Source organism: Photorhabdus sp. P32, assembly GCF_038085095.1.
GTDB classification, from domain to species: domain Bacteria; phylum Pseudomonadota; class Gammaproteobacteria; order Enterobacterales; family Enterobacteriaceae; genus Photorhabdus; species Photorhabdus luminescens.
Map to the genome: position 1 here is coordinate 60,502 of NZ_JAZGJN010000292.1, position 13,018 is coordinate 73,519.

14 protein-coding genes are annotated in these 13,018 nt (G+C 41.1%); 11 read left to right on the plus strand and 3 right to left on the minus strand.

Going from position 1 to position 13,018, the window contains the following annotated elements; all coding sequences use genetic code 11:
• Positions 1-68: 68 nt before the first annotated feature.
• A complete protein-coding gene (locus V2H77_RS21735) occupies positions 69-296 on the minus strand; it encodes a hypothetical protein (protein WP_132345215.1) in 228 nt (75 codons plus the stop codon).
• 10 nt (positions 297-306) lie between these two features.
• Positions 307-579, minus strand: coding sequence for a Cox family DNA-binding protein (locus tag V2H77_RS21740; RefSeq protein ID WP_023043965.1), 273 nt, complete (start codon positions 577-579; stop codon positions 307-309).
• Positions 580-710: 131 nt separating this feature from the next.
• Between V2H77_RS21740 and V2H77_RS21745 the strand changes: the two genes are divergently transcribed.
• Both V2H77_RS21745 and V2H77_RS21750 read left to right on the plus strand, forming a co-directional pair.
• Positions 711-1,004, plus strand: a complete 294-nt coding sequence (locus tag V2H77_RS21745; protein ID WP_341500440.1) for a helix-turn-helix domain-containing protein — start codon at positions 711-713, stop codon at positions 1,002-1,004.
• Positions 1,005-1,070: 66 nt separating this feature from the next.
• Positions 1,071-2,054 carry a phage integrase gene (locus V2H77_RS21750; RefSeq protein ID WP_341500441.1) on the plus strand — a complete coding sequence of 328 codons (984 nt, stop codon included), beginning with the start codon at positions 1,071-1,073 and terminating at the stop codon, positions 2,052-2,054.
• 219 nt (positions 2,055-2,273) lie between these two features.
• Here V2H77_RS21750 and cpxP read toward each other — a convergent pair whose 3' ends face one another.
• Positions 2,274-2,768: a cell-envelope stress modulator CpxP gene (gene cpxP, locus V2H77_RS21755; RefSeq protein WP_341500442.1), complete on the minus strand. Its 495-nt coding sequence runs from the start codon at positions 2,766-2,768 to the stop codon at positions 2,274-2,276.
• A 157-nt stretch (positions 2,769-2,925) separates the two neighbouring features.
• Between cpxP and cpxR the strand changes: the two genes are divergently transcribed.
• The 9 genes from cpxR to V2H77_RS21800 all read left to right on the plus strand — a co-directional run bounded on the left by cpxR (position 2,926) and on the right by V2H77_RS21800 (position 13,017).
• Positions 2,926-3,621 (plus strand): envelope stress response regulator transcription factor CpxR, encoded by a 696-nt coding sequence (gene cpxR, locus V2H77_RS21760; protein ID WP_088372631.1) that lies wholly within the window; start codon positions 2,926-2,928, stop codon positions 3,619-3,621.
• The gene (gene cpxA / locus V2H77_RS21765) at positions 3,618-4,988 is read left to right on the plus strand and encodes an envelope stress sensor histidine kinase CpxA (protein WP_265380075.1); all 1,371 of its coding nucleotides are present in this window, start codon (positions 3,618-3,620) and stop codon (positions 4,986-4,988) included. The genes cpxR and cpxA overlap by 4 nt, the downstream gene beginning before the upstream one ends.
• A gap of 402 nt (positions 4,989-5,390) precedes the next feature.
• Positions 5,391-6,701, plus strand: a complete 1,311-nt coding sequence (locus V2H77_RS21770; RefSeq protein WP_341500443.1) for a nucleotide sugar dehydrogenase — start codon at positions 5,391-5,393, stop codon at positions 6,699-6,701.
• Positions 6,702-6,714: 13 nt separating this feature from the next.
• Positions 6,715-7,764 carry a Gfo/Idh/MocA family protein gene (locus V2H77_RS21775; protein WP_341500444.1) on the plus strand — a complete coding sequence of 350 codons (1,050 nt, stop codon included), beginning with the start codon at positions 6,715-6,717 and terminating at the stop codon, positions 7,762-7,764.
• Positions 7,765-7,782: 18 nt separating this feature from the next.
• Entirely contained in the window at positions 7,783-8,370 is a 588-nt protein-coding gene (locus tag V2H77_RS21780; protein WP_341500445.1) for an acyltransferase, read from the plus strand.
• 14 nt (positions 8,371-8,384) lie between these two features.
• Positions 8,385-9,455: a DegT/DnrJ/EryC1/StrS family aminotransferase gene (locus V2H77_RS21785; RefSeq protein WP_341500446.1), complete on the plus strand. Its 1,071-nt coding sequence runs from the start codon at positions 8,385-8,387 to the stop codon at positions 9,453-9,455.
• 5 nt (positions 9,456-9,460) lie between these two features.
• On the plus strand, positions 9,461-10,684 hold the full coding sequence (locus V2H77_RS21790; protein WP_341500447.1) for a lipopolysaccharide biosynthesis protein: 1,224 nt from the start codon (positions 9,461-9,463) through the stop codon (positions 10,682-10,684).
• A gap of 1 nt (position 10,685) precedes the next feature.
• Entirely contained in the window at positions 10,686-11,798 is a 1,113-nt protein-coding gene (locus V2H77_RS21795) for a D-glucuronyl C5-epimerase family protein (protein WP_341500448.1), read from the plus strand.
• Positions 11,799-12,222: 424 nt separating this feature from the next.
• Positions 12,223-13,017 carry a hypothetical protein gene (locus tag V2H77_RS21800; RefSeq protein WP_265513512.1) on the plus strand — a complete coding sequence of 265 codons (795 nt, stop codon included), beginning with the start codon at positions 12,223-12,225 and terminating at the stop codon, positions 13,015-13,017.
• Position 13,018 lies beyond the last annotated feature (1 nt).

Below are 13,018 nucleotides of genomic sequence, written 5' to 3' on the forward strand. Positions count from 1 at the left end.
CAATTACCGAAATTACGAAATATCTATCATGATTCGTCTTTTGGAAATTATCACCCGTTAATTTATATTTATGCGGAATTCTCGTTAACTCGTTCATTTATTTTTCTCCCGTAAAGCTGCCTTGCAAAACTGATAGCCTGCTTTTTTGAATCGAATCGGCCATAAGAGTATTCACCATCACTGACCTGATATTGGGTAATATGAACTACGGCGTTTTTGCGTAAAGGCCGAATAAGTAATTTTCCAAATTTTACCCGCCCTTTTTTGTATTCCTCTGGTGTTGGAATCTGAGTCATAACATGCACCTTATAGCCCAATCCACAATAGCCACGCGTCACGCTGTTCTTTTGGTCGGTTGTAGAATGCCTCGCGCATAGCACGATTAAACTCAGGAACATAAATCCACTTCTCCCCTACCCTAGCTTTTGGTTTACTCGGATCACGCCATTCAATAAGTGGCAACTTGTTCTGCTTTACCATTTCTTGAACAGCTGCTTCTTTTTTACCGATCAACGCCGCAAATTTTGGATACGGTACTGCATCAACTGGATATTCAACCTTGTACGCTTCTTCACTCATTTGTTAACCTCGTTAGATCAAACACCTTTAAACCCGTTCTAACACTGTTTACAAGGTGTTTTGCCCGTGCTTGATGGTTCCGACTTTTACACCACCAAGCGAATACTAGATCAATACTCGGAACTAAGTCAATGAACATAGGAGAAAAAATAAAGGCCATGCGTAATGCAGAGAACCTGAGTCAATCACAATTCTGTGAAATCATGCAGATACCCATTAGCACATTAAAAAAATTAGAGGGAGGGCATAATGAACCCGGCTGGAACACACTTTCCAAATTAACTCAACACCCTAAGTTCAAAAAATATACTCTGTGGCTAATGACTGACACTACAGCACCGGAAGCTGGTCAAGTCTCGCCGGCTCTCGCACACAATGGGCCAGAGAACGGAATCTCATTCCGCTCAACCCAGAAAATTGGCTAGATATTTGTTATGCGTATGCTGACGAGTTGTGGTCACAATCTGTCAGCCTCATCGGAGGGCTTCCTTATGGCAATTAAGAAGCTCAATGATGGACGCTACGAAGTGGACGTAAGACCCTATGGCAGCACAGGAACAAGACTCCGTAGGAAATTTAATAGAAAAAGTGAAGCAGTCGCCTTTGAACGTTACACGCTCGCACAGGCAGATAATAGTGAACCATCCACCACTAATGACAAAACACAACTTAGTGATTTCATCAATATTTGGTGGCTATATTACGGACAAAACACAGACAATGGAGCAATAGAGAAACGACATCTCAACAAGACAATGAGGCAGCTTAACAATCCCACAATCGGCCACCTCACAAAAAGGGTCATCATGGAACATCGGGGAAAACGGCTGGCTGATGGCATAAGCGCCAAAACTGTAAATAGAGATATGTACAGACTATCCGGCATGTTCTCTACCTTAATAAAAATTGAGGAATTTACTGGCACAAATCCTCTACAAGGATTAGAGCCACTAAACGAAAAAAATGTCGCTATGACCTATCTCACAACACCAGAGATAGATCTACTACTCAATTCTCTAAGTAAAGAGGAAAAAAAGCTGGCTTTACTCTGCATTAGCACTGGTGCGCGCTGGGGAGAAGCCGAAAGTCTGGCAGCTCAACAGGTACTAAAAGGCCGTGTAATTTTTCTAAATACCAAAAATGGAGATCAACGCATCGTTCCCATTTCTGAAAAATTGGAGAGAGAAATTCGCGGTAAAAAGAAAATGGGTAAGCTATTCAATGTTGACTACAGAAATTTCTGCAAGATCTTACATGTAGTAAAACCCGACTTACCTAAAGGGCAAGCAACTCATGTCCTCAGACACACTTTTGCCAGCCACTTCATGATGAATGGAGGGAATATAATTGCATTACAACAGATATTAGGACATGCCAGCATAATCCAAACAATGGTCTATGCACACCTTGCCCCAGATTATCTGCAACATGCCATTACATTAAACCCTCTTAAGGGTGGGATTGAAATAGAGTAAAGCAGGAGAGTGTGGCGAACGTCCAACAAGCGTCCACACTCAAAAACTTTCGTATACTTTCTAACCCTTTAATACTTTTTTATGTTGTTGTTTTACAAAGAAATGTGTTGTAAGTGACTGAAAAAAAAGGCCCTCAAAAGGGCCTGAAAGACAGGGATGGTGTCTATGGCAAGGAAAAATTCTCGTTTGCTACTACTCTACTGCTATGGGTATTACAAATCAGTTCGGTAACTGAGACATACGTTGCCGATAATGTTGTTCCAATTGCGCTTGTTGCTCAGGCGTCAACAGTTGGTACATCTGGTGATGGATACGTGCCATTTCTACCTGACGCTCCACATTACATCTGATCATCTTTTCAATCAGAGCCTTTACTGCCATTTCATCAAAATCTTTCGCAGTGACCAGCTTGCGCATCTCTTCTCGCTCTGTGCGACTCATTGACATTGATGAACGCCGTTGATGATTCTGCCCTACCAAATCACGCATCTGTTGACGCTGTTGCTCAGTTAAAGTGATACCGCTGAACATATGGTCATTGTCACCAACATCATTATTGTTACGATAATGATAGTTTCCTACCTTTTTATAATCGCAAGGCGCACAATTATCGGGTACCGTAGCAGCGTGCATTGTACTTGCTGTTCCAGCTAAAGATGCTGTCGAGCCAAGAACAAACATTGACGCTAAAACTAACGCTGCTATGTTACGCATTAAACAACTCCTCGTTTCCCCGAACGATGCTATTAGATCCAATGTGGACAACTATACCTACGCGGCTGCAAACTAGCGTCAAAAGCTTGTAAAAGAACGTAAAGTCGTGGAATAGCAAAGTTTGTTATCGTATTTTTGCTCTTGGAGGAAGTAATCGATGCATAAAATCCTATTAGTTGATGATGACCGTGAACTGACATCACTATTAAAAGAATTACTTGAAATGGAAGGATTTAATGTTGTGATCGCTCATGACGGAGAGCAGGCATTAAAATTCCTTGACGATTCGATCGACCTACTACTACTCGATATTATGATGCCGCGTAAAAATGGCATCACGACATTAAAGGAGCTTCGGCTACACCACCAAACTCCTGTCATTATGCTGACAGCACGAGGAAGTGATTTGGATCGTGTTCTGGGACTAGAATTAGGAGCGGATGACTATCTTGCCAAACCCTTTAATGATCGTGAGTTAGTGGCGCGTATACGTGCTATTCTTCGCCGCTCAAACTGGAGTGAGCAACAACAAACAGACAATGGCCCACCTACACTTCAGGTGGATAACCTGCAATTAAACCCTGGCCGACAGGAAGCCAGCTTTGCTAATCAAATTCTCGATTTAACCGGTACCGAATTTACTTTGCTCTATCTATTAGCTCAACATTTAGGCCAAGTTGTCTCCCGTGAACATTTGAGCCAGGAAGTATTAGGCAAGCGGCTCACTCCATTTGACCGAGCAATTGACATGCATATCTCTAACCTACGCCGTAAATTGCCTGAACGGGAAGATGGACTCCCCTGGTTTAAGACTTTACGCGGCCGAGGATATTTAATGGTTTCTGCGACATGATAAACAGTTTAACGGCACGCATCTTCGCAATTTTCTGGTTTACTCTGGCATTAGTCCTAATGTTGGTATTAATGGTGCCGAAACTGGATTCCAGACAACTAACCTCTCTGCTGGAAAATGAATACCGGCAGGGAGTTATGTTGGAACAACATATCGAAGCAGAATTAGCTCAAGATCCCGCTAACGATTTACTTTGGTGGCGCCGTTTATTTCGCGCGATTGAAAAATGGGCCCCCCCAGGTCAGCGCTTGATATTGGTCACCAGCGAAGGGCGAGTTATTGGCGCACAAAGGAGTGAAATGCAAGTTGTCCGCAACTTTATCGGGCAATCAGATAATGCCGATCACCCGAAAAAGAAAAAATATGGCCGTTCTGAAATGTTAGGGCCCTTTTCCATTCGAGATGGAGAAGATCATTATCAACTGTATTTAGTTCGTCCAGCGAATAGCCCACAATCGGATTTTATTAATCTGATGTTTGACCGGCCGTTATTACTATTAACCGCCACTATGTTAATCAGTGCGCCGCTCCTACTATGGCTGGCATGGAGTTTGGCTAAACCTGCCCGCAAATTAAAAAATGCCGCAGACGATGTTGCTAAAGGCAATTTACGTCAGCATCCAGAATTGGAAGCCGGCCCACAAGAATTTCTGGCCGCCGGTAACAGCTTCAACCAGATGATCAGTGTATTGGAAAGAATGGTCACCGCACAACAACGGCTAATTTCCGATATCTCCCATGAACTACGCACACCTCTCACCCGTCTACAACTTGCAACAGCATTACTTCGCCGCCGTCATGGTGAAAGTAAAGAGCTGGAACGAATTGAAACAGAAGCCCAACGGCTAGACAGCATGATTAACGATCTGTTAGTGCTCTCCCGCAGTCAGCATAAAAATGAACTGTTGAGAGAAAACATCAAAATGACAGATTTATGGAACGATATCCTTGACAATGCCCGCTTCGAAGCTGAACAGATGGATAAAACCCTTGAAGCCACCTTACCACCGAGCTCTTGGGCAATTTACTGCAACCCATTAGCACTTGGCAGTGCTTTCGAAAATATCGTGCGTAACGCCTTACGCTACTCCCACCACCATATCGCGGTCGCATTTCATACCGATAATCAAGGAATCACCATTACCGTTGATGATGACGGCCCGGGCGTCAACCCGGAAGACCGCGAACACATATTCCGCCCTTTCTACCGTACAGACGAAGCCCGCGATCGGGAATCCGGCGGCACTGGCCTTGGCTTAGCAATTGTTGAAACCGCGATTAACCAGCACCGCGGTTGGGTCTGTGCCGAAGACAGCCCTCTCGGCGGCTTACGTTTGGTTATTTGGCTACCACTTCATGGCCGGTAATACAGATTTTTACTAACCTCATTCAGTAAAATAATTAATTAAATAAGCTTTATTTATGCTTGACCCCGCAAGTCTGACGGTTTAACCTCCCCTGTTATTCATTAAAAAACATTATTTTTAATTGCTTTTCTATTACAGCAGACAAAAGCATTAAAAAAATCAAAACAGTAGATAAAACTATAGGATTTTATGGAGTTCTGGGAGCCAATAACCTAGTGCGGTAGCTTTGTTATTACTTTATTTATTATTTCAGCAATATATCTTACACAATCTATTTAAAAAACCTATTAAAGTTTCACCTGCCAAATAAAACTTACGAAAATAAATAGCATCCTATTAAAAACCAAATGTAACTTATTTTCATAAGTTTTATTTTTAAGTCATCATCTTAAAAGGCAAAATATGTCCTCACTCAACATTCTCACCGAGAAATTTGATAATAAAACCGCCACCATTGCCATTGTCGGCCTGGGTTATGTTGGCTTACCGTTAATGCTCCGATATAATGATATCGGTTTTAAAGTCATTGGTTTCGATATTGATAAAGACAAAACAGATAAATTAAATCAGGGCCAAAGTTACATTGAACATATTCCCGCAGCCAAAATCAGTCACGCGATAAAGACCGGTTTCGAAGCCACGACCGATTTCACCCACATCGCGCAATGTGATGCCATTATTCTTTGCGTCCCCACGCCGTTAAATAAATACCGTGAACCCGACATCAGTTTCGTGATTAACACCACGGACAGGGTAAAACCGTATCTAAGAGCCGGGCAAGTCCTCTCCTTAGAAAGCACCACATATCCGGGCACCACCGAAGAAGAGTTACTTCCCCGGGTTGAAGAAAGCGGGTTAACCGTCGGTGAAGATATCTTCCTGGTCTATTCGCCCGAACGAGAAGACCCCGGCAACCCTGATTTCGAAACCCGCACCATTCCTAAAGTCATCGGCGGCCACACAGAAAATTGCTTAAAAGCCGGTATCGCCGTTTACCAATACGCGATTGACCAGGTGGTTCCTGTCAGTTCAACCAAAGCCGCCGAGATGACAAAACTGTTGGAGAATATCCATCGGGCGGTCAATATCGGCTTAGTCAACGAAATGAAACTCGTTGCCGATAAAATGGGGATTGATATCCACGAAGTGATTCGGGCCGCGGCAACCAAACCCTTCGGCTTTGTTCCCTATTATCCCGGCCCCGGATTAGGCGGCCACTGTATTCCGATTGATCCCTTCTATTTAACCTGGAAAGCCCGGGAATATGGTATCAATACCCGCTTTATTGAACTCTCCGGGGAAGTGAATTCTTCCATGCCCGATTATGTGGTCACCAAAACCGTATTAGCCCTTAACAAAGCGAATAAATCCATTAATGGCAGCCGCATCTTAATCCTCGGCATTGCCTATAAAAAGAATGTGGATGACATGCGAGAAAGCCCTTCAGTGCATATTATGGAAAAATTAAGCGCATTAGGGGCCAATATTGAATATTCAGATCCGCATGTTCCCATCTTTCCAAAAATGCGGGAACATCATTTTAATTTAATCAGCCAGCCTATCACTGAAAATAGTCTCAAAGACTTCGACTGCATTATTTTAGCCACCGATCACGACAAATTTGATTATGAATTAATTATCAACCACGCCACATTAATTGTTGATACCCGGGGTAAATATTCACCCAATCACACAAACATTATCAAAGCTTAACTTAGGACAAGATATGCTGAGTATCATCAAAGACAGAAAGATAAGATTTGCTTTAGTCGGTTGTGGGCGGATCGCTAAAAATCATTTCAATTCGCTGGAAATACATCAAGAAACGGCCGAATTAGTCGCCGTCTGTGATAACGATCAAGACGCATTAAACGCGGCGGTAGAAAAAACCGGCGTCCCGGGTTTTAGCGACTTAAATACCATGCTGGATAACATCACCGCCGATATCATTATCCTGACCACCCCATCCGGCCTGCATCCAGCACAAGCGATGGCCTGCTTTGATAAAGACTTTCATGTCGTCACCGAAAAGCCGATGGCAACCCGGCTGGCTGATGGGGAAAACATGGTTAAAGCCGCGGATAAAGCCGGCAAACACCTCTTTGTCGTCAAACAGAACCGCTTAAATGCCACCCTGCAATTACTGAAACGCGCGGTCAGCGAAAAACGGTTTGGCAAAATCCATCTGGTCCACCTCAATGTTTTCTGGACCCGTCCCCAAGCCTATTATAACCAGGCCGCCTGGCGGGGTACCTGGGAATTTGATGGCGGCGCCTTCATGAATCAGGCAAGCCACTATGTGGATTTAATTGAATGGTTAATCGGCCCGGTCAAAGATGTTCAGGCCATGACATCCACGCACTTAGATATCGAAACGGAAGATACCGGGGTACTCAATATCCGCTGGCGGGATGGCACATTAGGATCGATGGCCGTCACCATGTGTACTTATCCTCAGAATCTTGAAGGCTCCATCACTATCTTAGGGGAAAAAGGCACAGTCAGGGTGGGGGGTTTAGCCGTCAATGAAATCCAGGAATGGTATTTCGCTGACGAAAAAGAGTACGACCAGCAAGTCAAAGCCGCCAATTACGAAACCACGTCGGTGTACGGATTTGGTCATCCGCTTTATTATAAAAATGTCATTGAGGTGATGAAAGGCGAAGCCAAACCGATAACCGATGGCCGGGAAGGCTTAAAATCCTTAGAGCTGCTTATCGCCGCCTATTTATCAGCCAGAGATAACAAAACCATTTCTTTGCCTTTAACCTATTAAATCCCTGGAATCCGTCTCATGTCAGCAGAACACGTAATGATACATCCCAGCGCCATCGTGGATGATGGGGCCCAAATCGGCAAAAACAGCCGTATCTGGCATTTCACCCACGTCTGCTCTGGCGCGCAAATTGGCGAAGGCTGTTCTCTGGGCCAAAATGTCTTTATTGGCAATCACGTCACTATCGGCAATCACTGCAAAATACAAAATAATGTTTCTGTTTATGACAATGTTCATCTGGAAGAAGGCGTATTTTGTGGCCCGAGCATGGTGTTTACCAATGTCTATAATCCCCGCGCATTGATTGAAAGAAAAAGTGAATACCAAAACACGCGGGTAAAAAAAGGCGCCACCTTAGGCGCCAACTGTACCATTATTTGCGGCGCCACCATTGGCGCTTATGCCTTTATTGGCGCCGGCGCGGTAGTGAATAAAGATGTCCCCGATTATGCCCTGATGGTGGGTGTACCGGCCAAACACATTGGCTGGATGAGTGAATTTGGTGAACAATTAGATTTACCGCTACACGGACAAGCCACCGCCACCTGTCCTCACACTCACCATATTTATCAGCTAGAAAATAATCGTGTCGTGCGAATTAAATAATCAAGGATAAAGGCATGCAATTTACCGATCTGGCAGCACAGCAACTGAGAATTAAAGATAAAATTGACGCGAATATTCAGAAAGTCCTCACACATGGAAAATATATTTTAGGGCCCGAAGTCGCCGAATTAGAAGAAAAGCTGATTACCTACACCGGAGCGCCATATTGCATTACCTGCGCCAATGGCACCGACGCCTTACAAATTGCCTTAATGGCGATTGGCATTAAACCCGGCGACGAAGTGATTACTCCCGGTTTTACCTACATTGCCACCGCTGAAACCGTTGCGCTACTGGGCGGAATTCCGGTTTATGTTGACGTCAAGCCCACCACGTATAACTTAGATCCGGCGCAACTCGAAGCGGCGATCACCCCGAAAACCAAAGCGATCATGCCGGTTTCCTTATTCGGCCAATGTGCCGATTTTGACGAAATTAATGCCATCGCAGCAAAACATCGCCTGACCGTCATCGAAGACGCGGCCCAGAGTTTTGGCGCAACTTATAAGGGAAAACGCTCCTGTAACCTCACCACCATTGCCTGTACCAGTTTCTTCCCCAGTAAACCGTTGGGGTGTTACGGGGATGGCGGCGCCATTTTCACCCAGGATGAAGAACTGGCGAAAATCATTCGTCAAATTGCCCGTCATGGACAAGACCGACGATATCATCATGTCAGAGTCGGGGTGAACAGCCGTTTAGATACTCTGCAAGCGGCTATTCTGTTACCCAAACTGGAGATATTTGAGGAAGAAATGGCACTACGTCAGACGGTGGCAGAAAACTATCATCAGGCGTTGAATAACATCGGCATCCTGACCACGCCATATATTGAGCCACACAATCTCTCCGCCTATGCGCAATATACTATCCGGGTTAAAAACCGCGATGCATTGCAACACAAATTAAAAGAACAAGGCATTCCAACCGCGGTGCATTACCCGATTCCCCTGAATAAACAACCGGCGGTGGCCAGCAATAGTGTTCTGCCTGTTGGCGACGAAGTTGCACAAGAGGTTATTAGTTTGCCGATGCACCCCTATTTATCCATAGATTTAATTAATAAAATTGCCCGTTCAATTTAAAATCTATGAATTATAAATTATTGAGGAATATATCTGGCTTATTACTCTCATCATTATTCAGCCAGATATTATTATTACTATCAACACCGGTATTAACCAGACTATTTTCACCGGAAGAATTAGGCATTTACGCTTCATTTTCATCGCTTTTAAGTGTTTTTGCCGTCGGTGCTTGTCTTCGTTATGAATTTTCAATCAGCGCATCAGAAAAAACACGTGAAATTAATTCACTGGTCACATTATCTTGCATTATTCCAATAACCATTAGTTTGATAGTTATCACTGTTTTTGCAATATCTCATATCCCAGAAAAAATAGTTCTAGGAAACTATCTATACTATATCCCGTTAGGTATTATCACCTATGGATTTTATCGGGCAGTGAGTTTTAAGAGTATAAGAGAAAAACAATACCATGCGCTCTCTATCACTAAAATAACGCAAACCGTTGCCATGATTAGCACCCAAATCATTGGCGGTATTGCCCATTTAGGAGCAAGCAGTCTCATCTTAGGCCAAATATTAGGGCAATCATTAGGTGTTCTATTTTTAAGTAAAAGATCCCAATATCGTTTAATTATCAATAAACCTGAACTTAGAAAAATAAAACTGCTTGCTCATAAATATTATAAATTTCCTATTTATGATTTTCCTGCGGCTCTCATTAACACATTGAGTAATGAGCTACCCCAATTATTTATCATGTCCACCTATGGGTTAAAATCCGCAGGGTTTTATTTAATTGCCGCTAGAATATCAGGCGCCCCCATTACACTATTAAGCCAAACCGTTTCGTCTATATTACAAGGATATTTAAAAGACACATTTATATCACCTTTCTTCAAGATAAAAAAAACATTTTATTACCTAACGAGCATTGCTATTTTATTTGCTATCGTGACATATTTCGCGGGCATACCCATCATAACCTTTATTTTTGGTGAAGGATGGCATGAATCAGGTAAATATCTATTATGTTTAATACCACACTTATGCGGACAAATAATATATTCATCGTTATCGATATATTTATCTATTTATGAACATCAGAAAAGCAATTTATTTATTCAAACAACATCAATTATATTAAGATTAATGGCTCTATTTGCTGGATATCTATTAGGCGATATTTATCTCACCCTTTTATTATTTTCACTCACAAGTTTTGTTCTTTATATGACAAGTACAGCTTATATTTTAAAATTATCTTTCATGCGCAAAGAAGGTTAAAATGAAGAAAAGCAAAAATATAATAAAAATAATCCCCTATATCATTATCGTGATGATTGTCAGCTATACATTTAATAAATATGCTTATGAGCTGGATGAATTCAACGGTAATGTGAGAAACCTGGTCATGAAAGGGAAATTCACACAGCGCGAATTTAATAGCAATGGTTTTCCTTTATCACACTCACCTCATATTTCAGAGCCATTCTTATCCCCATTTTATGTTGTTCACTATGGCCTGATATACTCTTCTTTAGGCTTAAATAAAGACAACGTCAATATATTATGGCGAACCGATTCATCCTTACCCGGCTGGAATGTCCCGCCACCGACATTCAATCAAAACGAATTAATTGCTAATTTTAAATTTTCAGCCGACTGGTTATTAAATAACATAAAACTATTTCATGGTGAAAATCATTACTTATATGATTTTGATTGGTCATATAAAGGCTATAAAAATAATAAACTCTCTGCCCCTTGGTGGTCTGGACTAACAGATGCCTATGCTATTATTCTGCTATTAAGAGCTTATGACTATTTTGGTGATGATAAATATCTGCTAACGTCGAAATTACTCTATCAATCATCACTAGCCCCTATCCATAAAGGCGGCAGTTTAACAACCTTAGATAATATGCCCTGGATTGAAGAATATGTTGATCCCCAAGCCAACTCAGACCAATTGGCTTTTGTATTAAACGGCATGATCTACTCGACTTATGGTATTGAATCCTTTGAGAATCATTTAAATATAGATGAAAACACCCGAATAACCGATAAATTATATCAATCAATCAGCCATAATATATTTAAATTCGACATAAAAAATGAATGGTCCAGTTATGATTTAATTGGCAATCCAAGCAACATTAAATATCATAAAATCCATACCCTTCTTTTAAAAGATCTGATAGAGAGAAATAAAAATTTTAAAAATAAAGAAATAATAGACTTATATAACAATTGGAATAAATCTGTGACTAATAGCGGGTATTATTATATAAAACATGGCCCTATTAGTTGGGCATACTATCAATTCATCACTATGTATTTCCTGTCTATCTTAGTATTATCACTCATTTACTTCTTTATCAGAAAAAATGCAAAATAATATTAAAATAATCCTGAAAATATTTATCTATCAGGTTATTATCTACCTGAATTCTGTACTTATATTAGACACATTCCATGAGGTAAGAGGCTATAATATTACCCCACAAGGTTACTTAAGTATTTTTTTCTGCTGGATATCATTTTTACCGCTCATTTTACTCAACAACCAAAAAAATCCCGTGATGGTTTTCTTATGGTTAATCTATATCACTTACATTATACCCGTATCCATTATATTCCCACTGATTAATTCAGCTTCTGTCTATTCAATCATTTTCGTATGCACAATAAATATATTATTTTTCTCATCGATATTATTCTTTCGGATAATAGATAGAATAACGATACCGAAAATAAAAATCCCGTGGGACTTATATAAAATACTGATAATAGGCTGTGGTATTATTGTACTCTTATTTGTCATGAGTAACCCTGGATTAAGTTTAATACCCCCTAATATATTTAAAGTTTATTCCATCAGACAACACTTTAAAGACAACACACCACTCCTCACGATGTACATCATCACCAATGGGGGATATGTTATTTCACCATTACTACTATTAGCTTCACTCTATATAAGAGGTCCGATTAAATATCTCCTCATTACAATAAGTATTTTGATTTCCTATTTAATCTACAGCTCTTCAGGATTAAAAAGCATCGCATTCATGAATCTTGCGGTTATCATTCTCTACTTCTATATAAAAGGAACAAAATCGATCAGTAATTCGGTGATAAATATCATTCTCTATTTATTCCTTACCGCCGGGGTATTATATTTTATTTTCGATTTTTATGATCCACTTATCCATTGGCTACGTAGAGTATTCTTCACACCGACATTAAATACTTATTACTTTTATGATTATATCTATAACAACAACAGTGAATTTACGACAGAAGCGCCTCAAATAGTTTCTCAAATCTATTATGGTACCTCAGGTTCGGCTAATACCGGCTTTATTGGCGACGGTATCGCCAGATACGGCACACTGGGTTTAATCATAAACTTTTTTATATTTAATATATTGCTCTTTGCCATGAACCTGAGTTCAAAAAAGGTGCCATTTGAATTTTCAACGACACTCTATTTACCCTTTGTATACACAATAGCAAACTCAGCGATTACAGCACTGCTACTGACCTATGGGCTGCTGGCATTAAGCATATTATTATTTTTATTCCCAACGAAAACTAAAAAAATATCCTTATGAA

What these genes read in the sequence shown, in the direction of transcription:
- V2H77_RS21735 (WP_132345215.1), bottom strand. Translation starts at nt 296, where the DNA reads ATGACTCAGATTCCAACACCAGAGGAATACAAAAAAGGGCGGGTAAAA.
- V2H77_RS21740 (WP_023043965.1), bottom strand. Translation starts at nt 579, where the DNA reads ATGAGTGAAGAAGCGTACAAGGTTGAATATCCAGTTGATGCAGTACCG.
- V2H77_RS21745 (WP_341500440.1), top strand. Translation starts at nt 711, where the DNA reads ATGAACATAGGAGAAAAAATAAAGGCCATGCGTAATGCAGAGAACCTG.
- V2H77_RS21750 (WP_341500441.1), top strand. Translation starts at nt 1,071, where the DNA reads ATGGCAATTAAGAAGCTCAATGATGGACGCTACGAAGTGGACGTAAGA.
- cpxP (WP_341500442.1), bottom strand. Translation starts at nt 2,768, where the DNA reads ATGCGTAACATAGCAGCGTTAGTTTTAGCGTCAATGTTTGTTCTTGGC.
- cpxR (WP_088372631.1), top strand. Translation starts at nt 2,926, where the DNA reads ATGCATAAAATCCTATTAGTTGATGATGACCGTGAACTGACATCACTA.
- cpxA (WP_265380075.1), top strand. Translation starts at nt 3,618, where the DNA reads ATGATAAACAGTTTAACGGCACGCATCTTCGCAATTTTCTGGTTTACT.
- V2H77_RS21770 (WP_341500443.1), top strand. Translation starts at nt 5,391, where the DNA reads ATGTCCTCACTCAACATTCTCACCGAGAAATTTGATAATAAAACCGCC.
- V2H77_RS21775 (WP_341500444.1), top strand. Translation starts at nt 6,715, where the DNA reads ATGCTGAGTATCATCAAAGACAGAAAGATAAGATTTGCTTTAGTCGGT.
- V2H77_RS21780 (WP_341500445.1), top strand. Translation starts at nt 7,783, where the DNA reads ATGTCAGCAGAACACGTAATGATACATCCCAGCGCCATCGTGGATGAT.
- V2H77_RS21785 (WP_341500446.1), top strand. Translation starts at nt 8,385, where the DNA reads ATGCAATTTACCGATCTGGCAGCACAGCAACTGAGAATTAAAGATAAA.
- V2H77_RS21790 (WP_341500447.1), top strand. Translation starts at nt 9,461, where the DNA reads ATGAATTATAAATTATTGAGGAATATATCTGGCTTATTACTCTCATCA.
- V2H77_RS21795 (WP_341500448.1), top strand. Translation starts at nt 10,686, where the DNA reads ATGAAGAAAAGCAAAAATATAATAAAAATAATCCCCTATATCATTATC.
- V2H77_RS21800 (WP_265513512.1), top strand. Translation starts at nt 12,223, where the DNA reads ATGAGTAACCCTGGATTAAGTTTAATACCCCCTAATATATTTAAAGTT.